The following is a 23962-nucleotide window of genomic DNA, read 5'->3' as shown; positions in this document are numbered from 1 at the left end:
AAGTTTAGCTGCTTAAGTCAGAGTCGGTGTTTATTACAACAATTTAGTGCAACTACTCAAACTGAAGCGGCAGTCTGAGTAGTTGCTGCTTTAGGTAGCCATAGCGAGATAATCGCCGCTATCAAGAGCATTAAGGATGAGAAGTTCAAGCAGGCTTCGAGTCCCCATAGCTGGAATATAGCACCAGAAAGCACTGTCCCGATCAAACGCCCCATCGCATTGGCCATGTAGTAAAAACCTACATCGAGAGAGGTGCCGTCTTTACGTGCATAGCTAACGATTAAGTAGCTATGAAGCGAGCTATTTAGAGCGAAGACCGCTCCGAAAATGCCTAAGCCCACCAGTAGAACCCATACTTCATTAGTGCCTAGACTCAATGCGAACAACGCCGGTATAAAGCAGAGTATGCCTGCCCAAAGTGCAGCACTACGGCCGCTAGGCGGTGTTTTAGATTTTTTACCGGTAATGCTTGGTGCAATGGACTGAATAAAGCCATACATGATGACCCAACCTGCCATGACGCTGCCGACGATCCAAAAATCCCAACCAATGGTCTCACTGAGATAAACCGGCAAAGCGACGACAAACCAAATATCTCTGGAGGCGAACAGAAACATACGGGCTGCCGAGAGGATGTTGATCGCTCTATTTTTAGAGAAAACCTCTGTGAACTTCGGTTTGGATTTGGATACTCCGAGGCTTTTTTTAAGCAAAATAAGGCTGCAGCTTAAGATGATGATCAAGCCAACCAGCATGATCCACATAGCGCCCTGAAAGCCTACAAAGTGAAGTAAAGCCCCGCCTAAGAAAAAGCCTACACCTTTGAGTGCATTTTTAGAGCCGGTAAGGATCGCTACCCACTTAAATAGTGTGCTTTGTGCGCTTTCATCAACGAGTGATTTAATCGCACTTTTAGCACTCATCTTGTTCAGATCTTTAGCTATACCGGAGAGAGCTTGAGCGGCCATCACCCAAGCCATGCTTAAGTAATCCGTTGGCAGTGTCAGCATGAGTAGGGCAATGATCTGTAAAGACAGCCCTATATTCATGGTTTTGTTTAAACCAATTCTAGCGCCTAGCCATCCACCAAATAGGTTGGTGACAACGCCAAAGAACTCATAAAACAAAAACAGCAGTGCAATGCTGAGTGCACCGTATCCAAGCTGGTGGAAGTGCAGTACAACTAACATGCGCAACGCGCCATCCGTTAAGGTAAAGGCCCAGTAATTACCGGTAACGACCATGTATTGCCGGATGGCACTGTTGGCAAGATTACTCATTTTTCACAATCAATCGCGATATATTTAGCTAATTCGGCAGTACGGTTTACGTAGCCCCATTCGTTGTCGTACCAAGCGTATAGCTTCAACTGAGTGCCATTCACAACCATGGTGGATAGGGCGTCGATGATGCTTGAACGCGGGTCTGTACGGTAGTCGATTGAAACTAATGGGCGCTCTTCGTAACCCAAAATACCTTTAAGAGAGTTTTCAGCTGCTTCAGCAAATAAAGCATTTACTTCAGCTTCCGTTGTTTCACGTTCAAGTTCGAAAACCATATCGGTTAGCGAAGCATTCGCTAAAGGAATACGCACGGCATGGCCGTTTAGCTTGCCGGTTAGCTCAGGGAAAATCTGAGTAATCGCTTTTGCAGATCCCGTTGTTGTTGGGATAAGGCTCATACCACAAGCTCGTGCACGTCTAAGATCTTTATGCGGCGCATCCAAGATCGTTTGCGTGTTCGTAATGTCGTGAATCGTGGTCATTGAGCCGTGTTTGATGCCAAGTTTCTCGTGTACAACCTTAACAACAGGCGCAAGACAGTTAGTAGTGCAGGATGCAGCCGTAACGATTGGGAATTCACCAGGCGTATACAGCTGATGGTTGATACCCATGACTAGGTTAAGCACACCGTCCTCTTTTACCGGCGCTGTCACAACAACATGCTTTACACCTTGTTCGGTGTATTTATCTAAAAGTGCCTTTTTCTTCATGACACCGCTGGCTTCAAAGACAAGATCGCAACCAGACCAATCGGTATCTTCGATACGGCTGTTGTGGGTAGCACTGATCTGCTGATCGTTAATAATCATGCCAGTGTCAGTTGCGGTAGCTTCGTACTTCCAAGTGCCATGTACAGAATCAAAATTCATCAGATGGGCTAATGTAGCGGCATCACCTTGTGGATCGTTGATCTGTACAAATTCAAACTCTGGCCATTCCCAAGCCGCACGCATTATCAAACGGCCCATCCGACCGAAACCATTAATACCAATTTTGATAGTCATCTTTTTATCACTCACAGCAGCTTTCTGAGGTTAAGCTTTTATTTAGTAGTTCTGCTAGCTCTGTTTGGCTAGCTTCATAAGTCTCGTTGATTACGCGCTGACACCACTCTGGGAGTTGGTTATTCAGACTGTAATAAACCCAGCGGCCTTTGCGGCTATCACTCACAATTCCATGTTCTCTAAGCTGCGCCAGATGGCGCGAAATTTTCGGTTGGCTTAGCTCAAGTAGCGTTGTGAAATCACATACACAGAGGGTTTTGTGGTGATGTATCAGCATTATCAGCTCAAATCGTGTCGTGTCTGATAAGCATTTAAATAGAGTAGTGGCTTGCATATTTAATCCACATATACGTTTTTCCATATATGATGGCAAAAATTTATAGGGCTCGCAATAGCGGTTTAAGTGTCGGTGGTAAGATTTTTGAATGGAATAGGGGGGTAGCTTTCTGCAGGCATAAAAAAACCCCTCTAAAAGAGGGGCAAAAAATGCGTTAACTCATGGCGAGGCCAGAGTTGAAGATGGGATGCAGATGGGCTCGAAAGCTATCACATGTCCTTGATAGCTAAGCCGCAAGTGCATATGTAGTATGTTGATTTTTTGTGCAGTGCAAAATTAAACTTTGGTGCAGAATGTAATCACCTAATTGATACTTCCGTTTAGTTTAGCTGAGTATCAATTAGGTTTGTGTGGTTAAGCGCTTTTCGGGCTATTTACTCAATGATCTGATCATCTTCCAAACGGAAGTGATGTAGCGGGTAAGTGCCCATAATGCGAACATCTTTGGCAAAGAAGTCTAATTCTTGAAGCGCATATTTCATCGCTTTCTGGTCTGGATGACCTTCGACATCAAGGTGAAAGCTGGTCGCCGTCATCGTATCAGATGCCATGTAGCTCTCTAGTTTCAACATGTTCACGCTATTAGTCGAGAAGCCGCCCAGCGCTTTATAGAGTGCTGCTGGAATGTTGCGTACCGTGAACATGATCGATGTCATAAAGCGAGAACCGTTGGTTAGCGCAGGGATATGACTGTCGCGCGCAAGAATTAAGAAGCGGGTAGTATTCCCGGTTTTATCTTGGAAGTTCTCACGGATAATCTCTAGATCATACAACTCAGCCGCTAGACTAGAGGCGATCGCTGCATGGCCAGGTGTTTGTTTTTCGCTTAGCTCGGCAGCTGCACCCGCTGTATCAAGACTAGCAACCGGTTTGATGCCAAGTTCATTAATATGGCCATCGCATTGCGCTAGTGCTTGCGGGTGCGATGCCACAGTCGTGATATCTTCTAGTTTTGTGCCTTTTGGCGCTAACAAACAGTGGTTCACAGGTTCAAAGTGTTCACCGACAATGTGCAGCTCAGTTTTCGGCATTAAACGGTAGATCTCTTCTACGCGACCCGCTGTTGAATTTTCGAGCGGGATCATCGCTAAACGAGCCTGACCACGCTCGACCATAAACATTGCATCCGAAAAAGTTGCACAGGCGTTAGCTTCTAATTCTGGATGAGCTTTGCGGCATGAAAGGTGTGAATAAGCACCCGGTACGCCTTGATAAGCAATAATGGCAGGCAGGTTGGTCATGGTCTTTATCTGTTTAACGAAAATTGAGGCGCGTATTATTACACAGAGATAAAAACTCTGTTACTGTTCGCGCAGTTAAATTACCTGCAATTATAGTTTTATGACGCCAGAACGTACTGAAAAACTGCTAAGTGTGCTTAAACGCCGCCAGCCTGATCTAAGTTTGATTGCTGATCAAGTGAATAAACCTCGAAATTTATCTGCTTTGATTCGTAATTGTGATGCCGTTGGTATTCACAGCATTCACTCTGTTGTGCCTAAAGAGGGTTACCGTACTTACCGTGGTACGGCTAAGGGTAGTGATTTCTACGTTAAAAACAGGCAGCACGAATCAGTCGAATCGGCGATCGAAACGGTTAAATCTCAGGGCATGAAAGTGGTAGCTGCACATTTTACCGATCAAGCAATAGATTACCGTGAGTTTGATTACACGCAGCCATGTGCGTTGCTGATGGGCGCTGAAAAGCAGGGTGTGAGCGATGTTGCGGCAGAGATGGCCGATCAGCATATCATTATCCCAATGATGGGGATGGTAAGTTCGCTTAATGTATCCACAGCTGCAGGGATAATTCTGGTAGAAGCTCAGCGTCAACGCATGTTGGCAGGTTTGTATGAACGGCAGCACCTCAGTGATGAAGAGATCTCTCGCACCCTTTTTGAGTGGGGTAATCGTGATCTGGCGAAGTTCTGCAGAGAAAAAGGTTTAGCTTATCCTCCGCTTGATAACATTGGCGATGTAATTGATGCACCAGGTTGGCATCAGCGAGTACAGGCAGGACAGGCAGATAAATATGATTGGAGCGGCATTGCTGTTTGATTCAATCCCTGAACCCCTGCTAATCTGAGTTTTTGGGTTTCGAATTAATCACTAATGGTCAGACGACTGCTTGTCACGCTTCTCTTCCTATTACTAACGCTTGTTTGTACATGGCAGGTTGTTACCTTTGCGCGTGATTGGACCCTGCAAAATCTTCATCAGCAAGGTTCTGATGAACTTTTAAAAGTTATCACCCAGTTAAGATCGGCATTAGATGAGTATCGTTATTTGCCGTTTTTGATCTCTCAAGATACCGATGTTAAAGCGCTTTTGGTCAATCCCTCTCCGAGCATAGCTAGAGAAGTTAGTCTTTATTTAGAACAGATTAACCTTGTTGCGGGTTCATCCTCTCTATTTGTTTTGAACTCAGAGGGTAATACGGCAGCCTACAGCCATTGGCGGGATGAACAGGAATTCATTCAACGATCACATCGAAGACAAGATTACTATAAACAAGCGTTGGCGGGTCACCGAGGTGGCCAATTTAGTTTGAATGAACATAATCAATCCCCCGCCTACTTTTTGTCTTCACCTGTCTATAACGGCACACAATTTTCGGGCGCTGCAGTAGTTCGGGTTGAGCTAGAAGCGATGGTTAAAAAGCTACGCTCCACCGGCGAAGTGATTTTAAGGGATCAAACAGGCACTATTTTCTATACCACTGCACCTTTTAATCGTTTCAAAAGCATCAAAGAACAGGTTGATGTTGAAGTAACCCTGTTAACAAGTGGGGTTGTTACACGGCTTTGGAAGCGAGGTTCAGATCAATGGCTGTCACGCTCCGTAGCGCTAGATGATTTAAGTTGGCAGGTTTCGGTCCTCACTGATACTGAAGTGGTAAAACGGAATGTAAGAAATGCCGCACTGTTTTCCTTTGGTGGTTGTATCGCGCTTGGGCTGTTCGCTTTGTGGTTTAGAGAGAGACAGTTAAAGCTACGCTCGCAGAACGTCACCCGTGAAACTCTAGCGAAAAGTGAAGCGCAACAAAAAGCGATTATTAATAACGCACAAGTTGGCTTACTGCTTATCGATGAAAGAGGTCATATCACTTTTGCTAACGATATGGCGCTGCAGCAGTTTGCTGTTTCTATGCCATTGATCCTTGCTAAACCTTTGTTGGAATTGCTGGCTTCTGATGGGATTACCCCAATTGCGAGGGTGTTGCATCGATTAGGTGAAAAGGGGTTTTCCCCGCTGGTGGGTTATGAGGCGGTAGGTTCTAGAAGTGATGGTACCGAGTTCCCTCTATTGATCTCTATCCGAAAAATGCAGGGGTATGAGGCTAAGCAGTTCCTTGTGACAGTTATCGATATATCCAGACGTAAAGGTTTGGAGATCCAGTTACAGAAAGCCAATGAGTCTCTAGAACACAAAGTTGAAGAGCGGACATTGGCTTTAAGAGAAGCACAAGAAGAGTTAGTTCAGGCCGGTAAAATGGCGGTGCTTGGTCGCATGTCTACGGCAATTGTGCACGAGCTTAATCAGCCACTGACCGCGATTAGAAATTACGTGGCAATCTGCCGACAGGTGATGACTCAACCTGAAATGCTAGAAGAAAGCTTGCTAGAAGTAGATGGGCTTACACAACGCATGGCGCAAATTACTGCTCAGCTCAAAACCTACGCTTACAAAAAGCCAGAACAAAAGCAGCCGGTTTCCATGCAGATGGTGCTCGAAAACTCTCTACAGATGTTCAAGCAGCGTATCGCTGATGAAGATGTGCGGCTCAAGTTAGAACTACCTGAGAAAACACTTTATGTTCTAGGTGATAATGCACGTTTAGAACAGGTTGTGGTTAACCTTGTTAAAAATGCTATTGATGCTATGCAGGGTAGGGCAGATAAAGAGCTTCAGATTGAATTGATAGAAGATAGCAACTCTCAGCAGTTACAACTGCAGGTTATAGATAACGGGGAAGGTATCGATCCTGCGCTATTGGCTAATCTATTTGATCCATTTATCACCTCGAAACCTATGGGCGATGGCCTAGGCTTAGGTTTAGCGATTGTTAAATCCATCATGCGTGATTTAAATGGTGATATCAGTGCAGGGAATACCGAGCAGGGCGGGGCTGTGTTTACCTTGCAATTACCTATTTGTGAAACTAATTAGAGAAGGTCGTAATGACAGATAAGCAATCACCAAATCAGTCATCCAGAGGTACTGTTTTATTGGTAGATGATGAAGCCATGGTGCGGAAATCTACCGAAAAATGGTTACAAATGGCCGGTTTTGATGTGATTGGCTGTGATAGCGGCCAGCAAGCCCTAAGCCATATTCAAATTGATTTTCCAGGTATCGTTGTCAGTGATGTCAAAATGCCAGAGATGACCGGCTTAGAGTTGATGGACAAAATATTGGAGACCGTACCCGGCTTTCCTGTGGTTCTCGTGACTGGTCATGGCGATGTTGATATGGCCATTGGTGCTATGAGAAAGGGTGCTTACGATTTTATCGAAAAGCCTTTTAACCCTGAGCGACTTGTAGAGACAATCCAACGTGCCTGCGAAAAGCGCCGCCTGATGTTGGATAACCTTCGTCTACAACAGAATTTAGCTTCATCCAGCGGCATCGATCAGCGCTTAATTGGTATTTCACCAGCGATCAGGCGCTTAAAGCAAGAGATCCTCACGCTGGCTGATCTAGATACTAATGTCATCATTTACGGCGAAACAGGCACCGGTAAAGAGCTAGTGGCGCAATCACTACACGAATTTAGTCATCGTAAAGACCAGCACTTTGTACCGATCAACTGCGGTGCTATTCCAGAATCTCTAATTGAGAGTGAACTCTTTGGTCACGAAGCAGGTGCCTTTACCGGTGCCGCTAAACGCCGAATCGGTAAGTTCGAGTATGCCAGTGGTGGCACTCTGTTTCTTGATGAGATTGAGAGCATGCCGCTACACCTGCAGATCAAACTGCTGCGTGCACTTCAGGAAGGTGTTATTGAACGTTTAGGTGGTAATTCACCGATTAAAGTCGATCTACGTGTTATTGCTGCGGCTAAAACCGACTTGCGAGAAGAGGATGATTTCCGTGAAGACCTTTTCTATCGCCTAAACGTATCGCAGCTGCATATCCCGCCATTACGAGATCGTCTAGAAGATACGCCATTACTGTTTGAGCACTATGTACGCATGACATCGGAGTCACACGACAAAGAACAACGATCACTGCCCGAACAAGATTTCCGCACTCTGCAAAGTTACCAATGGCCGGGTAATGTTCGTGAGCTAAAAAATATCGCAATGCGATATGCTTTGGATAAGCGCGTGTCGGTCAGTGATATCCTCTTCCCAGATAACAGCACTCTTCAGGCTTCACACCTTGAAGGGGATATAACCCAACCTTTAGCTGTACAAGTTGCAGGTTTTGAAGCCGAAGTAATCAAACGCTCTTTGCAACAGCATCAAGGCAATATCAAAGCGGTGATGGATGCCTTAGACCTGCCAAGACGTACGCTAAACCAGAAGATGGCGAAGTACGGGATAAATAGGGCTGATTACACTTAATTTGAAAAACTCGAAGCTGTACTTATTTTTCGGAAGTTGGATTAAAATTTGGGAAAAGTGGAATAGATTTGCCGTTTTTTCTCAGTGTTACAAGAGAACCTGCAGACCTGAAATTACATGTAAAAAATGAGTGCTTTACTCCTTTGTTCAAGCCATCCATTTGTTGGGTTAAATGAACGAAGCTATAAAACAATGAGATTGTGAGCAATAATTTCAATCTTTTCTATTGGATTATTCAATAATTCCTAATTGGTTAGATACTATTACGGTATTAACGGGGTGAGAAGATTTAGATTTTTCTGCTTTTAGATCTCGCAGCCAGGCTTTTATTTCCCAAAGCGTTATATACATCCAAACTTCGTCTATTTCTTCTGGATGCATGTCAGGTTGGGGTGAGGTAAGTTTAGGGTCGCAGCTATATTCATTTGCGCGACCTCCGTTGTAACAGTACATATTTTCATAACTTCTAGTTTTGGTTATCTCATATGCTTTTCCTGAGCATCCAACCAATGAAATCAACAGAAATGGAAGGTAGAACCACTGCCCTATACGATTATTCATGCGCACTCATCCTATGATAGCTTTATGCGCGGACTACATACTCGCTTGAAGTCAGTATAGTTATTGAATGATGAATTAGAAAAACAATTGAACGATCAAAGCTCTTTTCTTACCTAACCGCCTAAACTACTTATTGAAGATAGGGAGGATTCGATATGAGTTTTGATCAGATTACGGCGTTCTTTGGCTGGGGTTCAATTTTAAGTATTGCTGTTCTCCTTTTTACTACGCTGGCTTTGATGCTCATGCGCTCGTTGGTTATCCCTCTGCATTCAAAGTTGCTGGGCGTTGGTGAGGAGCACTTACCTGCTTTGTACTTTAAATACTTAGCCAATTTTAAATTGCTGTCGTTATGCCTGTTTATTATTCCTTACCTGTCGTTAAAGGTGATGGGTTATTAAAGCAAGACGCTAACTGGAGAGTTGGTTTTAGTAATTAATAAATTGACAATCGCTGCGCCACCTATGACGATAGCTGTATGAGCATCAAACAAGATCAATATGTAGCACGAATTATCATCATTCCTTAGGAATGGTGGGATGCTTAATGCGCTGAATTTATTAAACCCACCCTAGACGGTGGGTTTATTGTTTCTACCTCTGGGGATATTCGAATAGGAAGCACCTATGAGGAAAGTCGCAGTGTTTGGTAAGCCGGGTAGTGGAAAATCTACCTTGAGCAAAACCTTGGCAAAGGTAACCGGTTTGCCACTTCATCAACTTGATTCACTGTTCTATCAGAAAAGTGGCGAGCCTGTCGCACGTGAAATCTTTGATAAAGCCCATGAAGATATATTGATTTCTGAGAGTTGGATCATCGATGGCTTAGGCCCTTTGGGGGCTTTTAAGAAGCGTTTAGATGCGGCCGATACATTAGTTTATATCGACCTTCCTTATCCGACGAGTTATTGGTTTGTTACTAAGCGGTTGCTTAAAGGAATGTTTATTAAGCCTGAAGGTTGGCCAGAAGGAAGTTCGGTACTGAAAGGCAGTATACAGAGTTATAAAATGTTGCGCCTGTCGCCTTCGTTTTGGAACGATGAATTTATGGCGGAGGTTGAAGGTATGGCTCAGCATAAGACTTTTTTTGTGATCCGTAGCCTCTCAGAACTAAAGGCATTTATAGAGAAACATGCGAGGTAACATGATTAAGTGGCCAGCTATTATTAAGTATCAGGGAGATAATGAACTGACTTATATCTCCAGTGGATCTGAATGGGAAAATGATAAGGACCTACATGCCGTTGTTTATGATGCTGATGACCGTTTAATCGATTCGGATGGCGGCTTATTTTCTCTAGAGGAGAGAGAGGATCGTCTTGTCATGCCAAGGCCAGTCGAAGAGCATTTTGAACTGGAAGAAATGGTGGATTTGATTAGAGCGCATTTCTCTTCAATCGGTGAGTGCTGCGTATCTAAGTTTTCTATTGGCTCAATTGCCGAAGGAATTACTACTGTCGGCCAGTTTGAAGAGAGCTGACATCTAGTAATAATCAGGTCAGGGTAGAATTATTCTGTTTGTTGCTTATTTGAGACGAAAAGTAAGTAATAAACCAAAAATTATAAAAACGGTTAGGAAAGAACATGATCAAAAGAATCACAGGTGCAGTCTCTCTTTGTGCAGCGATGATGCTGAGTACCTCAGTTTTTGCAGTTGAGCCAATTCAGCTAAACGGTAAATCTTACGCTTATAACAGCAGCGAAGAGTTCACACACTCGTACTTCACAGGTGCTGATAAAGACAAAGAAAGCTGGAACGAAAAGGTTTCTGTGATTTTCTCTTCTAGCACACGCAGCGAAGATGATCTTGAAGAGCTCGCTAACGATTTACGCGATGGCTATTCGCAGAACGGCCGTTTGGTCAAAGCGATTAAGATAGCGGCTAAAGATGGCGCTTCAACTAAGTTCGTTGTAGTGGGTGTAATGTCTGGTGAAGAGGTAGCAGAAGGGATTATGGCTCGTGCTAGTCTTGTGGATGGTCACAGTGTGGTACTGATGTACTCTCACAGATTTTATAACGAAAACCGTGAGAAAGAGTTAATCGATTGGTTTGAGGCCAATGGCTTTAATATGGAAAAAGAGCTGATCGATTTCGCTGCTATCCCTAGCAGAGCTCAATTTGCAGCAAAATAGATAAGCATCTATTTTACTAGCTGGTAAATATCTATCTAGATCAAAAGAACGGGCGATCTGTGTTGAGCAGTCGCCCGTTTTTTGTAAAGGTGCTAAGGCGATTGTTAATCAAGGTTTGCTGTATTAAGGCAATGGATAAGATAAAACGGATTTACCCACTATGAAATCAAAAATTGCCTTATTGCTACTCGTAACAGCTGTGGTGGTCAGCTTTTTCTTCTTCACATCAAGAACTATCTATTACACCCAGCAAGATCCATCTGGTCGATATACTGCGATCGTAAGTTACAACACTTATCGATCTTTTACCCCGATGATGCCCGGATCGTCTTCAGATAAACCTGGGTTTATAAAGATCGTAGATCCGCATAATAATGACTTAGGTGAGATCCCTTTACCGATGCTGCAGTTAGCCGATTTGAAATGGACTCAAGAAGGTGCCGAAGTGAAACTAATTGGCGAGTGGCATTTTGAGAAGGGTTATACTTTTTACTGGGATGAGAGTGGATCAAAGCGGATATTTGTTCGAGGCAGCGAATCTGAATATTGGAATTAAGAGCAACCCAATTGCTGCTCTTATTTCTATCTGCATGTTTGATTCTAAAATTAGCTAGAAACCATTAAGAATTCTGACGTAATCGTTTAGTTTTGATCGAGATAGGTTGTCTGGTTGAAGCGTATCAGCGATGCCCAAGACCATTTGAAGCTGCGATAGATGGTCTTTGTCTTCTTCGTTGAGTGTTTTAGCGTTATCAGAATTAAGGTATTGGGTAAGTTCTGCGGAGGTCGTTTTAATATCCAGTGCAGAATTACTGTTGGTATTACCAAGGTTGTCTAAGACTTTCTTCGCTTTCTCCAGCGTGGCTACCAAGCTGTTCTCGCTAGATTCTTGGCGCAGTTTACTGCTGAATTCATCAATAAAATCACTTAACTGACCGACAGTGTCGTCCTGCGCAGTACCTAAGCTTTGCTGGTTACTTAGGTAACGTGATGCTTCACTGTCGTTTAGAAAACCATATTCATTCAAGCGTTGGATAAACGCAGGTGTGATTTTGACACTTCTTGGGCCGCCGCTGAAAAACTCTTCATTCAGTTTTTGAATTTTCTGCGCCCGATCCGAAAGGTTACTTAGCTGTGTTGAGGCCGTGCTACTTTCTTGTTCGGTAGGCGATTTACTTGTCGAAGCTGTTTCAGCGGTATTCTGAGTCGTGCCAACCGATGTTTGATGTTGGCCGATGCTGCCTGTAGTCAGGGTCATCAGTATTGCCTTAGCGTCTAGTTAGGTAATTTATTACAGAGACCAATTTCCCTGATAAGTTCCGTTATCTCTATGGGTAAAGTGATCTTTTTCTGCATTGAATATGCCTTAAGATTCGATTCTCCCGTTAAATAAGCAATTTTTTGCCTACTTTTACGGATGCTGAATTTTTCTGGTAGATGCTTATTAGCCTTTAGTCTTGCTTGGAGGTCGAAAAATACTTTCTGACGTTTAATCATTCTTGATATCAACAGGTTCGCCCACTGATCTCTGAATTCTCATCGAGAACTGCTGATTAAATCGAATTTTTGAGCGTAATTTTGCTTATTAGTTGATTTTGGATAAGCAATATTTTGCCTATTGGGATAAGGGGTTTTTGTGGTGCGTTTATAACTGGCTGTTTTTAAATGGTTAATTGTTATTTTTGTTTTCTGGCATAGCCATTGCTATACAGAAGGGGTGTAACTCAAAACTTTATAAAAAACCTCAAACTGGAGAAGGGTAAGAGGATGACAATAACAAAACGCACTTTTATTAAAGGTATGGGCGTAGCCCTAGCAATGAGTACAGCTATGGGCGCTGCAGGTCTAGCACAGGCTGATGACAAGCGCTCTTACATTTTGGCTACAGCGTCTACTGGCGGTACTTACTACCCAGTAGGTGTAGCGTTGGCGACACTAACTAAAGTTAAGCTAGAGCCAAAACACAAAATTTCTATGTCTGCGATCAACTCAGCAGGTTCGGGTGAGAACGTTAAACTGTTGGGCGAAAACGAAGCTCAGTTTGCGATCCTACAAGGCCTTTACGGCGCGTGGGCTTGGAATGGTGAAGGGCGTTTAAAAGAGACTGGCGCTAACAAAAACCTTCGTTCTGTAACTATGCTATGGCAGAACGTTGAGCAGTTTGTGGTTAAAAGTGACCTAGCTAAAACAGGTACTATTTCTGATATTACTGCTTTCGAAGGCAAAAAATTCTCAATTGGTAAGAAGAACTCCGGTACAGAAGGTTCTGGTCGAACAATTCTTGGCAATCTAGATGTTAACGTTGATGGCTTTAACCTAGCGCACATGGGTTACGGTGCATCTGCTGATGCGCTTCAGAACGGTACAATCGAGGGTATGAACATCCCATCTGGTGTTCCAACATCTGCGATTACACGTGCGTATGCTGCACTAGGTAGCGATATTACTGTTCTTAACTTTACTGATGAGCAGATCAAAGAAGCGAACGGTGGCTACCAGCTTTGGACTCGTTATGAGATTCCAGCGAACACTTACCCTGGTCAAACTAAAGCTATCAACACAATGGCGCAGCCTAACTTCCTAGCGGTACGTGATGATATCTCCGAAGAAGATGTATACCTACTAACTAAAACTGTTTATGAAAACCTACCGTTCCTAAACGGTATTCATAAAGCGACTAAAGCGATGGCACTAGAAAAGGCGATAGCTGGTCTTCCTGTACCACTTCACCCAGGTGCAGCGCGTTACTACAAAGAAAAAGGTATCAACATACCTGAGCACCTAATGGCGAAATAAGCTGAAGAGAAGACTCTTCAGAGGAACTAAACGTTGACGGTGTGGTCATTTAGTTTAGTTCCCAGCTTTTAGGTTCGACCCGGTGCAGACTCAGTTACCAGCGAGACTGAGATCTGCACCACCCTAATTCCTATATTACGATCATGGTCATCCGAGCTCGGAAGGGAATCGGCTGGCCGTAATATCAGCGTGAGCGATCAGAAAGCATGGCTACAGAAACGTCTGTTACCGACCAGGAAGTCAGTGAAAAATTAAAAGGGCTTGAGTTAGCACAGCGTCCAGAACAGTCGCTAACAGGGCGAGCGGTTTATTGGATTGGCGTAATGTTCGCCATAGCTCATATCTACTTCAATACTCTGGGTACTTGGTCAGAGCTTTATGTCTCTGCCATCCACTTCGGCGGTTTTGCGCTGATGTGTGGTTTGATGGTACCGATGTTCAAAGGTGGTAGCGAGGCTAAGCAGAAGCTTGGTTTAGTGTTAGATGTTTTGTTAGGCATCGCCGCTATTGTCTGTGCGCTTTACCTTATCGGTTTTGAAGATGCGCTTTATGACCGAGGTGTGAAGTTTGCCCAGTGGGATTGGGTATTCTCTGTATGCGCAATCTTTATTGCCTTAGAAATGGCGCGAAGAACAACAGGGTGGTTTATCCCTTGTTTGATCCTGGCTGCGCTGACTTATGTGTTTTGGTGGGGTAAGTATATCGATGGTATTTTCGGCTTTGCCGGATTAAGCCTTGAGACTCTTCTATATCGATCTTATTTCTCTTCAGAAGGTATGTTCGGTCAGATCGCACGTATCTCCTGGACCTATGTATTTATGTTTATCCTGTTCGGAGCTTTCCTCGTTAAGTCCGGTGCAGGTGATTTTATTATTGATCTATCCCGCTGTGCAGCAGGCCGATTTGTTGGTGGCCCTGGCTTCGTAGCGGTATTGGGTTCTGGCCTAATGGGGTCTGTATCAGGTTCTTCTGTAGCAAATACGGTATCTACGGGTGTAATCACTATCCCTCTTATGAGAAAGGCGGGTTTCCCTGCAAGGTTCTCGGCCGGGGTTGAGGCTGCAGCATCCACGGGTGGGCAGTTAATGCCTCCGGTTATGGGTGCGGGTGCGTTTATCATGGCGTCTTACACTCAGATCTCTTATCTGGATATCATTGCCATTGCTGCACTTCCTGCGTTGTTGTATTTCCTATCTGTAGGCTTCTTCGTTCGTGTTGAAGCAAAACGTAGCCACGCTCATGCGGTTGAGTTAGATACACGCCCGATTGGTGAAGTATTTAAAGAGGGCTGGCACTTCCTGCTTCCTTTGGTTGTTCTAGTCGCACTGCTTATCTATGGCTTCACGCCAACCTATGCTGCCGGCTTGTCGATTATCTCGGTGATTGTTTCATCTTGGTTATCCAAGAACCCAATGGGGCCTAAAGCAATTTTGGATGCTTTAGCGCAAGGTTCAAAAAACATGGCGACCACTGCAATGCTTCTGATCTCAGTAGGCTTGGTTGTGAATGTGGTTGCGATGACCGGTATCGGTAATACCTTCTCACTGATGGTGACTGACTGGGCGAGCGGTAGCTTGTTTATCACCTTGGTATTGGTTGCTTTAGCATCGCTTATCTTAGGTATGGGCTTACCGGTTACGGCGGCTTATATCGTATTGGCAACGCTTTCTGCGCCAGCGCTTTATGGTTTGATGGCTGAAAGCCGACTGTTGGATATGATCGTTGAGGGCACATTGCCTGAGGCGGCTAAAACCATCTTTATGTTGGTGGATATGGAGAAGGTCGCATTATTGTCGGCCCCTATGAGCGAAGTAGATGCTAAGGCATTGTTAGATCTAGTACCTGCAGATTTCAAAGGTCAGCTGCTAGAGCAGGCGATGGCACCGGAAGTGTTGGCGATGATTCTACTGTCAGCGCACATGATTATCTTCTGGTTGTCACAAGACTCTAACGTTACGCCACCGGTTTGCTTAACGGCGTTTGCTGCAGCTGCTATCGCAAAAACACCGCCAATGGCAACAGGCTTTACTGCTTGGAAGGTAGCGAAAGGTTTGTATATCGTGCCGCTTCTATTTGCTTATACCAACTTTATTGGTGGTACAGCGATGGAGGTGTTTAGCATCTTTATCTTCGCTGTCTTCGGCTTGTATGCCTTTGTTGGCTTTATGGAAGGCTATTTAGAAGGGAAGTTGAATATTGTTCTGCGTATAATCTGTGGCGCTCTAGCAGTTGCTCTGCTTTGGCCGCACGGTGAAGTGCTGATCAATCTGGTTGCTGCGGCGTTGTTCGCTGTGATCTTTATGTATAGCCGTCGTTTTGCTGATTCAGAAGGTAGTGCTGCATAGCACTACCTTCGAGTACTGACTTAAGGATATTAGGTGTGAGCCTGACTTCAGATAAAAAAATATATGATTTCATTGTCATCGGTGGCGGTATTCTAGGGATGTCGACTGCGTGGCAATTACAGAAAAAGTATCCAGGCAAATCGGTCTTGGTGATAGAAAAAGAGTCCAGCGCGGCTCAACATCAAACGGGTCATAACTCGGGTGTTATACATGCCGGTGTTTATTACAAGCCGGGCAGCTTGAAGGCACGTTTCTGTAAAGAGGGTAACGTAGCTACTAAAGCGTTTTGTCGTGAATACGATATTCCGTTTGATGAGTGCGGCAAGCTTTTAGTTGCTACCAACCAGAAAGAGCTTGAGCGAATGCAGGCCCTTGTTGGTCGTTGTGCAGAAAATGGCATCGAGATTGAGGTGCTGGACCAAGCGCAACTACGTGAGCGTGAACCTAATATTACCGGTGTAGGTGCCATCTTTGTGCCTTCTACAGGTATTGTCTGTTACACACAGATCTCCAGTAAGATGGGTGAACTGGTTGAGCAGGCAGGTGGTGAAGTTCGCTTTAATACTCGCGTTACAGGTATCGAAGAGTTCGCGGATCGCGTGACTGTTTTTGCTGAAAATGAACGTTTCCAAGGACGCTTCTTAGTGAGCTGTTCGGGGCTTCAGTCAGATCGTATTGTTGAGATGATGGGGTTAGAACCTGACTTCCGTATCATTCCATTCCGTGGTGAATATTATCTGTTAGATGAGCAACACAATCAGATTGTTAATCATCTAATCTATCCGATTCCAGATCCTGACCTGCCGTTCTTGGGCGTGCATTTAACTCGTATGATCGATGGTACGGTAACCGTCGGCCCTAACGCCGTATTAGCGTTCAAACGTGAAGGTTACAAAAAGACCGATATCAGTTTGAAAGATAGCTTCCAGATGCTGACCTATCCGGGGATGATCAAACTGCTATTCAAGCACTTCAAGGCAAGTATGACGGAGTTGAAAAACTCAATTTCAAAACCGGGTTATCTAAAGCTGGTTCAGAAATATTGCCCGTCTCTGACGCTAGACGATATGAAGGAATACCCAGCGGGTATTCGTGCTCAGGCGGTGTCTAAAAACGGGGATGTTATCGATGACTTCTTGTTTATGAATACGAGTAGGGCGTTAGCGGTATGTAACGCGCCTTCGCCAGCTGCAACTTCTGCTATACCAATAGGTCAGCATATTGTTGAACAGGTGAGTGTGTTAGTAGAGAAATAAAGCTTTTTTGACTACAACGGGCTTTATACGTCGAAGCGTGTGAAGCCCGTACTTTTCTGATGACGGTAGCCAAAGTGTTCAGCTTGGTTTTCGCACTCTTCACGAAGTTTATAGTGAGCGATCATCAGATCCTTACAGATCTCACACCACTTTTTCGCATCTGGCTTACCTAGTTTCTCTAATTGCTCTTGGCTAGGGTTGCCATCCGTTGCAATGATAGTTTTCATGCAATCCTTACAATGATCCATCCGTATTTCCCACCGTAGTTATAGTTCTTGTATTTTTGTATGCAGCCTAGTCGCTAATTGTAGGTTTTGTTATCAGAAAAATTCTTAATTTACTGATTTTTCGACTATTTGATGAGTGTCATGCTAGTGTTTCAGTTAATTGGTCTTTTCTGTAAACCAATAAGCAAGGATGTGAAATGAGCTTTATAGCATTATCGTTTATCTCTGTTTTTCTCTTGATATTGTATTGGCAATTGCGACAACGAAAGGTCAAGAAGCAACGCCGAGAACTGATCGAGAGTTATGTCTTCCCTGAGCGCTTAACAGTAGAACTAAGAAAGCGCTATCCACACCTTTCTGATGCTGATTGTGACAAGGTAATGGAAGGGCTAAGAGAATTCTTTTTGATCAGCCTAGCAGCAAAAAACAGAGCCATAGCTATGCCATCGCAGGCAGTGGATGTGGTATGGCATGAGTTTATTCTGTTTACCCGTGATTATGAGTTGTTCTGTTCAAGAGCGTTTGGGAGATTCCTACATCACACCCCCGCAGAAGCGATGAAAAAACCAACCCAAGCGCAAGAAGGGATTAAACGGGCTTGGAAATATTCTTGTTTACGCGAGGGGATTGACCCTAAGGCACCGACACGTTTACCTCTTTTGTTCGCGATTGATGCTGAACTAAAAATTGAGGATGGTTTTACCTACCAGTTAAATTGCAAAGGTCGTGAAAACGATGGCTACTGCGCCAGCCATATCGGCTGCGGAGGTGGCGGATGCAGTTCTGGTGGCGACTCCGGTTGCGGAGGAGGTTGCGGCGGCGATTAATCGCTACCGCACATCAATGCCAGCAGGTCTTCGCGCAGTCCAATAGTGTTTTTGCCAATAGGGATTATCTAATCGACTGATGATCACCCCTTTACTGGTAGAGGCATGTAAAAATTGCCCTTCTTGAACATAGATTCCTACATGCCTCTGTTTATAGCCTGTCTGGAAGAAGACTAAATCGCCTGCTTTTAACTGACCTTTAGAAACGTTGGAACCACTGCCTAGTTGAGCCCGCGTGGTGCGCGGAATATCTAAACCAAACTGATCTCGGAACGTGACTTGGGTAAAAGCTGAACAATCGATACCTGATCTATTGTTCCCTCCAAGACGATAGGGTGTTCCTGCCCAACTATTATATTGATCGAGTAAAGCTTGGCTCACAGGTGATTGCGCCTGCATAGATACAGTTGGAGCAGACGATTGTTTTAACGTACTTGAGCAACCGCTTAAAACAACACCAGTTAGTATAAGAACGATAGGAGTATAAAATTTCATCAAATTTCACCTTCTTTTCGCATAGATCAGGGTTGCGAACAGTATAACGCCAACTAAAATTTACAAAAGCTTAAAACCGTTTGGCTTTCGGGCTGTAACTGCCTATTATGCCCAGCTATTTTTCCAGCCCTTAGTAAGCGAAGAGTTCATGACAGAAGATTTTCAGGTCGGCCAACGTTGGTACAGCTATACAGAAGCTGAGTTAGGTTTAGGTGTAGTCACTGAATTGGTTAATCGCAGTGTAACGATTTTTTTCCCAGCAATCGGTGAAGAGCGTACCTACGCGCAAAGCAATGCTCCATTAAGTCGTATTGTTTATCCGATTGGTGACCAGATTTCCGATGATGATGGTCTGTCTATCACTGTTACTGAACATCAAGAAAGCAAAGGTTGTGTTATCTATTTTGGCGATGATGCCGAAGGTAACGAACAGATTATTCATGAAGCGTCGTTAGAAAGTGCGGTTCATTTCAGCAAACCTTATGAGCGCTTGTTTGCTGGCCAGATCGACAAGCTTCGTCACTATGAACTTCGTCAAGAAACTTTAAAGCTACAACATCAGCACCAGAACTCTGCTGCTTACGGTTTGATTGGTCCTCGTGTTCAGTATTTACCGCACCAGTTCTATATCGCTTCTGAAGTGGGTAAGCGTACAGCACCACGCGTATTGCTAGCCGACGAAGTAGGTCTGGGTAAAACCATTGAAGCGGGTTTGATTCTTCATCAACAGCTTGTATCTGGTCTAGCGAGTCGAGTGCTGGTGGTTGTGCCTGATAGCTTGATTCACCAGTGGCTGGTGGAGATGTTGCGTCGCTTCAACCTGCATTTCTCTATTATGGATGAAGGTCGTTGCTCTGAAAGCGAAGGCAACCCTTTTGAGACAGCGCAATTGGTATTAAGCCCGTTGTCATTGTTTACCCAGCATGAGAAGCATCTTGAACAAGCTGTAGAAGCGGGTTGGGATCTTATGGTGGTGGACGAAGCTCATCACCTCGGTTGGAGTGAAGAGGGCGCGAGCCACGCTTATACCTGCATCGAGAGCCTAGCGCAGCATGTAAAAGGTCTACTGCTATTAACTGCGACGCCAGAGCAGTTGGGTATCGAGAGTCACTTTGCGCGTTTACGTTTGCTGGATCCAGACCGTTATTACGATCTGCAAAAGTTCATTGAAGAAGAGCAAGCTTTCAAATGCGTTAACCAGTTGATCGAAACGCTACAGAATCCAGAAGGTTGGGATGAAGCGTTGAAAGATGAAGCCTTTACTGCGTTATTGCATCAGTATCTCGGCGATGAGATGGCTGATCATCTGGAAGTTCACAAAGATGATGATTCTGAAGAGCGCGAACAGTTAATTGAGAAAACCGTACGCACTCTGTTAGATCAGCACGGTACAGGCCGAGTACTTTTCCGTAATACCCGTGAAAGTGTGCAAGGCTTCCCGGAACGTAAGCTTCACAGCTATGAACTACCGCTACCGGATGCCTATAAAGACGTAATTTCTGATGCACCAATGGAGCGACAGCTACACCCAGAATCTTTGATCGGTAATGGTGAAGGTTCAGCTTGGTTGTTGGAAGATAACCGAGCTGACTGGTTGATCAAATGGTTGGAAGATTACAAAGGTGAAAAGGTTTTAGTAATTTGTGCGCACGCGCAAACAGCTATTACTCTAGAGAAACAGCTACGTCTATTTGAAGGTAAGCGTACAGCATTGTTCCACGAAGGCATGAGCCTTGTTGAACGTGACCGCGCTGCGGCGTACTTCGCCGATGCTGAGCAGGGCGCTCAGCTGCTGATCTGTTCTGAGATCGGCAGCGAAGGGCGTAACTTCCAGTTTGCACACCATATGGTGATGTTCGATCTACCCTTGAATCCAGATCTTCTTGAGCAGCGTATTGGTCGTCTTGACCGTATCGGTCAGCTTCAAGATGTAAATATCCATGTGCCTTATTTCGCAGGTAGTGCGCAATCGGTGCTGCTACGTTGGTACGCAGAAGGCTTAGGTGCTTTTGAACAAGTTTGCCCAACAGGTCAGTCTTTGTTGCAGCAATATGCCGCGCAGTTACATGAGTGCATGGAAAACCCGTTAGATCAGACTGCTGTTGATTCACTCATCGATGAAACGGCTCAAACTCAATCAGCGTTGATAGCAGAGTTGCAGGAAGGCCGTGATCGTTTGTTAGAGCTTAATTCTTGTAACAGTAATGTCGCGGAAGAACTGCTAGATGCGGTTGACGAAGATAGTCAGCCAGGTAAGTTAGCGTCCTTTATGGGCCGTATCTTTGATCACTTTGGTGTTGAGCAAGAAACGACTGGCATTAATGGTGTGATCCTTCATCCGGGCGATCATATGCTGAATAGTCATTTCCCAGGTTTACCTAGTGACGGTATGACCGCTACTTTCCAGCGTAACGAAGCACTGTCTCGTGAAGACATGCATTTCCTAAGCTGGGAGCACCCAATGGTGTCTGGCGGTATGGAGATGATGCTAGAGGGGAGCTACGGTAGCTCAACGTTATGTACAATGAAGCTGCTACCATTGAAAGCGGGTAGCTTGTTGATTGAAGCAGTCTTCCGCATCCATTCTATTTCCGATCGCTCTCTGCAACTGCAGCGTTACCTTCCAGATGCTTGTGTTCGTCGAGTGATCGATAGCAATGGCAACGATCTAACGGGTGTTATTACCGAACAGCACTTTGCTACTTTGGGTAAACGTGTAGGTAAGAACGTTGCTTACAATTTAGTAAAACACACTCGTGATGAGATCACTGAGCTTGTGACTAAGTTGGAAGCGCAGGTTGAGCAGACAGAAACGGATCTGCTTGCACAAGCAAAAGCATTGATTGCTGAGCAAATGGAAACTGAATTGGATCGTTTAAAAGCCTTAGCTAAGGTGAATCCAAATATCCGTGACGAAGAGCTAGAAGCGTTGACCATTCGAGAGGAAGATCTACTTGCGGCGGTTGATGGTGCTTCATTGAAGATGGACTCCATTCGTATCGCGGTGATAACACACGAGTAACCCCTAGTTCACTCAAAAAAAAGCCCCAAAACAGAGATGTTTTGGGGCTTTTTTACATCTATAGAAGACGTTCCCACAATTACTTGATCTTAAACAAGTAAATCGCATACACCATTGCATACAATGGCGCCTCAAAACTAGGCAATTTAAGGAAACTAGGGCGGGAGTTCGGTCTGCTTATTTCTCAGGCCTTAGTTATTAGCCAGTTTATTCAATATATTTCTCCACTAGCCAAGGAGTGAGCTATGTTCCGTTCCCTAGCAAATTTAATCGATACGATTTTACGAGCCTGCGGTTTTAAAACACTTAACAGTCAATTTACCTTGTCCTACGCGTTGGTATTTATACTGGCGGCGTCATCGGGTATTAGCCTTTACTTCAGCATGTCGATTAACCCTCAGACCATTGATATGGCAGGTCGCCAACGCATGTTGAGTCAGAAAATCGCAAAAGAAGCGCTACTGGTTGCAGCAAATGTTGAACAGCAAACAACGTTGCGTAAAACAATGGAGCTTTTCGAGTCATCTCACAAAACGATCATGATGGGTGATAAGGCATTGGGTATGAACCCGATCACCGATCCGGCAATCGTTGAGCAGATGCAACTCGTTGAAAGCCTGTGGGGCAGTTATAAAACACTGATCAACAGTCATGTGAATCAGCCAAGTGATACCACACTGGCTGAAATCACAAAGCAGTCGCCGGTTATTCTAAAAGAGATGAACAAAGCGGTTGGCATGCTCACGCAACAAGCAAGTGAAACCAGTATGAATCAGCTGTTAATCGCGTTTGTATGCGTAGTGAGTATTTTAATCTTAGTGGTGTTTGGGCGAATCTTTGGTTTGAGCATGCTGATGAACAATATTACTCGCCTTAATGCACGTATGACTGAAGTAGGTCAGGGAAACTTCTCTCACCGTTTCGAAATCTCTCATACCGATAATGAAATTGGCCAGATGTTCAGTGCTTACAACCACATGTTGGACCATGTGGGGGATCTACTGAAAACAGTTCAGACAGTTGCCAGAAATACGGAACGTCATGTTACAAATGTTGTTGAAGCGACCTCTGAGGCTAGCAACGGTGTAAGCCGACAATACGAAGATATCGAGCTGGTTGCAGCGGCAATGACCGAGATGAGCGCAACAGTACAGGAAGTTGCGAACAATGCGGTAGAAGCAGAACAGGCGGCGCAAGAGACTGATACCCACGCCAAGAGCGGTGGTGATGTGGTAGGTCAATCGGGCCATCAAGCGCAAGAGATGCTTGAGATGTTGAACAAAACCGCATCGGCTATTAAAGAACTGGAAGCTGAAACACTTGCCGTGGGTAATGTGACTTCTGTAATCAACGATATTGCTGAGCAGACAAACCTATTGGCATTGAATGCGGCGATTGAGGCTGCTCGCGCCGGTGATCAAGGCCGTGGATTTGCGGTTGTTGCGGATGAAGTTCGTACGCTTGCTCAGCGTACTCAGCAATCGACTCAAGAGATTCAGCAGATCATCGAACGCTTGCAGAGTAAAGCTCAATCTGCAGTATCTTCAATGGGCGTAAGTACCGATCTAGCTGATCGTAGCAGCGAGCTTGCAAACTCTGCAGCAGCGGTACTGGAGCAGATTATTGCTTCTGCCAATACAATCTCATCAATGAATACAATGATCTCGACAGCGGCAGAAGAGCAGTCCTCTGTAGCAGCAGATATCGATCATCGTGTGGTCAATATCTCTGATATTGCGGGCCAAACTAAGCGTGATACAGATCGTGTAGTAGAAGCTACTGATCAGATTCGTAGAGAAGCGCATGAACTGAATCAGTTGGTGATGAAGTTCCAGCTTTGATTTTATGTGTAAAACAGGAATGAAAAATGCCACCTTTTAGGTGGCATTTTTAGTTTTGGTTACCTAAATTTTAGAAGTTGTAGATTTTCTTTTTACGGTTTCTGCTATTTGAGGTACTACGATGAATGCCGAAATGAGACGTGTATTTCGTGGGTGCGTACTTATATTTGTTTGTATGTGTTCAGGAGGAGTCGTCCACGCTCACGGTTTAACCGGCAAAACGATAAGGATATGTGATGACGGATCTGAATGGCCCCCATTTACGT

General features: G+C 44.6%; 22 protein-coding genes. 14 read left to right on the top strand and 8 right to left on the bottom strand.

Annotated features, from left to right (window positions below; translation table 11 throughout):
* Nucleotides 1-56: 56 nt before the first annotated feature.
* The 4 genes from arsJ to ACMXYU_RS10035 form a co-directional block, all read right to left on the bottom strand.
* Nucleotides 57-1280 carry an organoarsenical effux MFS transporter ArsJ gene (gene arsJ, locus ACMXYU_RS10050; RefSeq protein WP_415898545.1) on the bottom strand — a complete coding sequence of 408 codons (1224 nt, stop codon included), beginning with the start codon at nucleotides 1278-1280 and terminating at the stop codon, nucleotides 57-59.
* The gene (locus tag ACMXYU_RS10045; RefSeq protein WP_415901116.1) at nucleotides 1277-2287 is read right to left on the bottom strand and encodes an ArsJ-associated glyceraldehyde-3-phosphate dehydrogenase; all 1011 of its coding nucleotides are present in this window, start codon (nucleotides 2285-2287) and stop codon (nucleotides 1277-1279) included. The genes arsJ and ACMXYU_RS10045 overlap by 4 nt, the downstream gene beginning before the upstream one ends.
* Before the next feature lie 7 nt (nucleotides 2288-2294).
* On the bottom strand, nucleotides 2295-2621 hold the full coding sequence (locus tag ACMXYU_RS10040; RefSeq protein ID WP_415898544.1) for a metalloregulator ArsR/SmtB family transcription factor: 327 nt from the start codon (nucleotides 2619-2621) through the stop codon (nucleotides 2295-2297).
* A gap of 377 nt (nucleotides 2622-2998) precedes the next feature.
* Nucleotides 2999-3865 carry a prephenate dehydratase gene (locus tag ACMXYU_RS10035; RefSeq protein WP_415898543.1) on the bottom strand — a complete coding sequence of 289 codons (867 nt, stop codon included), beginning with the start codon at nucleotides 3863-3865 and terminating at the stop codon, nucleotides 2999-3001.
* 100 nt (nucleotides 3866-3965) lie between these two features.
* Here ACMXYU_RS10035 and trmH point away from each other — a divergent pair, with 100 nt between their 5' ends.
* The 3 genes from trmH to ACMXYU_RS10020 are packed head-to-tail and all read left to right on the top strand — an operon-like array spanning nucleotide 3966 to nucleotide 8194.
* Complete coding sequence (gene trmH, locus ACMXYU_RS10030) at nucleotides 3966-4682, top strand: tRNA (guanosine(18)-2'-O)-methyltransferase TrmH (protein ID WP_415898542.1); 717 nt, start codon at nucleotides 3966-3968, stop codon at nucleotides 4680-4682.
* A 54-nt stretch (nucleotides 4683-4736) separates the two neighbouring features.
* Nucleotides 4737-6794, top strand: a complete 2058-nt coding sequence (locus ACMXYU_RS10025) for a sensor histidine kinase (protein WP_415898541.1) — start codon at nucleotides 4737-4739, stop codon at nucleotides 6792-6794.
* Nucleotides 6795-6805: 11 nt separating this feature from the next.
* Nucleotides 6806-8194 carry a sigma-54-dependent transcriptional regulator gene (locus tag ACMXYU_RS10020; protein ID WP_415898540.1) on the top strand — a complete coding sequence of 463 codons (1389 nt, stop codon included), beginning with the start codon at nucleotides 6806-6808 and terminating at the stop codon, nucleotides 8192-8194.
* Between the two features lie 231 nt (nucleotides 8195-8425).
* Here ACMXYU_RS10020 and ACMXYU_RS10015 read toward each other — a convergent pair whose 3' ends face one another.
* Nucleotides 8426-8755, bottom strand: coding sequence for a hypothetical protein (locus ACMXYU_RS10015; protein WP_415898539.1), 330 nt, complete (start codon nucleotides 8753-8755; stop codon nucleotides 8426-8428).
* 155 nt (nucleotides 8756-8910) lie between these two features.
* Here ACMXYU_RS10015 and ACMXYU_RS10010 point away from each other — a divergent pair, with 155 nt between their 5' ends.
* From ACMXYU_RS10010 to ACMXYU_RS09990, 5 genes are all read left to right on the top strand, one after another.
* A complete protein-coding gene (locus ACMXYU_RS10010; RefSeq protein WP_415898538.1) occupies nucleotides 8911-9156 on the top strand; it encodes a DUF6868 family protein in 246 nt (81 codons plus the stop codon).
* A gap of 225 nt (nucleotides 9157-9381) precedes the next feature.
* Complete coding sequence (locus ACMXYU_RS10005) at nucleotides 9382-9897, top strand: shikimate kinase (protein ID WP_415898537.1); 516 nt, start codon at nucleotides 9382-9384, stop codon at nucleotides 9895-9897.
* Between the two features lies 1 nt (nucleotide 9898).
* On the top strand, nucleotides 9899-10234 hold the full coding sequence (locus ACMXYU_RS10000) for a DUF4144 family protein (protein ID WP_415898536.1): 336 nt from the start codon (nucleotides 9899-9901) through the stop codon (nucleotides 10232-10234).
* Nucleotides 10235-10338: 104 nt separating this feature from the next.
* Nucleotides 10339-10887, top strand: coding sequence for a hypothetical protein (locus ACMXYU_RS09995; protein ID WP_415898535.1), 549 nt, complete (start codon nucleotides 10339-10341; stop codon nucleotides 10885-10887).
* A gap of 160 nt (nucleotides 10888-11047) precedes the next feature.
* Nucleotides 11048-11443, top strand: a complete 396-nt coding sequence (locus ACMXYU_RS09990; RefSeq protein WP_415898534.1) for a hypothetical protein — start codon at nucleotides 11048-11050, stop codon at nucleotides 11441-11443.
* Between the two features lie 54 nt (nucleotides 11444-11497).
* On the opposite strand, the gene ACMXYU_RS09985 is transcribed toward ACMXYU_RS09990, so the two are convergent.
* Nucleotides 11498-12145: a hypothetical protein gene (locus ACMXYU_RS09985; RefSeq protein WP_415898533.1), complete on the bottom strand. Its 648-nt coding sequence runs from the start codon at nucleotides 12143-12145 to the stop codon at nucleotides 11498-11500.
* Between the two features lie 509 nt (nucleotides 12146-12654).
* Between ACMXYU_RS09985 and ACMXYU_RS09980 the strand changes: the two genes are divergently transcribed.
* The 3 genes from ACMXYU_RS09980 (at nucleotide 12655) to lhgO (ending at nucleotide 17284) form a co-directional block, all read left to right on the top strand.
* Nucleotides 12655-13683 carry a TAXI family TRAP transporter solute-binding subunit gene (locus ACMXYU_RS09980; RefSeq protein ID WP_415898532.1) on the top strand — a complete coding sequence of 343 codons (1029 nt, stop codon included), beginning with the start codon at nucleotides 12655-12657 and terminating at the stop codon, nucleotides 13681-13683.
* A gap of 206 nt (nucleotides 13684-13889) precedes the next feature.
* On the top strand, nucleotides 13890-16028 hold the full coding sequence (locus ACMXYU_RS09975; RefSeq protein WP_415898531.1) for a TRAP transporter permease: 2139 nt from the start codon (nucleotides 13890-13892) through the stop codon (nucleotides 16026-16028).
* A 59-nt stretch (nucleotides 16029-16087) separates the two neighbouring features.
* Nucleotides 16088-17284 (top strand): L-2-hydroxyglutarate oxidase, encoded by a 1197-nt coding sequence (gene lhgO / locus ACMXYU_RS09970; RefSeq protein WP_415901115.1) that lies wholly within the window; start codon nucleotides 16088-16090, stop codon nucleotides 17282-17284.
* A 23-nt stretch (nucleotides 17285-17307) separates the two neighbouring features.
* On the opposite strand, the gene ACMXYU_RS09965 is transcribed toward lhgO, so the two are convergent.
* On the bottom strand, nucleotides 17308-17511 hold the full coding sequence (locus ACMXYU_RS09965) for a hypothetical protein (protein WP_415894066.1): 204 nt from the start codon (nucleotides 17509-17511) through the stop codon (nucleotides 17308-17310).
* A gap of 197 nt (nucleotides 17512-17708) precedes the next feature.
* On the opposite strand from ACMXYU_RS09965, the gene ACMXYU_RS09960 reads away from it, so the two are divergent.
* On the top strand, nucleotides 17709-18338 hold the full coding sequence (locus ACMXYU_RS09960; RefSeq protein WP_415898530.1) for a glycine-rich domain-containing protein: 630 nt from the start codon (nucleotides 17709-17711) through the stop codon (nucleotides 18336-18338).
* A gap of 3 nt (nucleotides 18339-18341) precedes the next feature.
* On the opposite strand, the gene ACMXYU_RS09955 is transcribed toward ACMXYU_RS09960, so the two are convergent.
* A complete protein-coding gene (locus ACMXYU_RS09955) occupies nucleotides 18342-18833 on the bottom strand; it encodes an NlpC/P60 family protein (RefSeq protein WP_415898529.1) in 492 nt (163 codons plus the stop codon).
* 148 nt (nucleotides 18834-18981) lie between these two features.
* Here ACMXYU_RS09955 and rapA point away from each other — a divergent pair, with 148 nt between their 5' ends.
* Both rapA and ACMXYU_RS09945 read left to right on the top strand, forming a co-directional pair.
* A complete protein-coding gene (gene rapA / locus ACMXYU_RS09950) occupies nucleotides 18982-21855 on the top strand; it encodes an RNA polymerase-associated protein RapA (RefSeq protein WP_415898528.1) in 2874 nt (957 codons plus the stop codon).
* A 245-nt stretch (nucleotides 21856-22100) separates the two neighbouring features.
* Nucleotides 22101-23696, top strand: coding sequence for a methyl-accepting chemotaxis protein (locus tag ACMXYU_RS09945; protein WP_415898527.1), 1596 nt, complete (start codon nucleotides 22101-22103; stop codon nucleotides 23694-23696).
* Nucleotides 23697-23962: the final 266 nt, after the last annotated feature.

Source organism: Neptuniibacter sp. QD48_11 (genome assembly GCF_047778095.1).
GTDB lineage: Bacteria > Pseudomonadota > Gammaproteobacteria > Pseudomonadales > Balneatricaceae > Neptuniibacter.
Note: the sequence above shows the minus strand (reverse complement) of the source record. Positions and strands in the feature narration are given on the sequence as shown.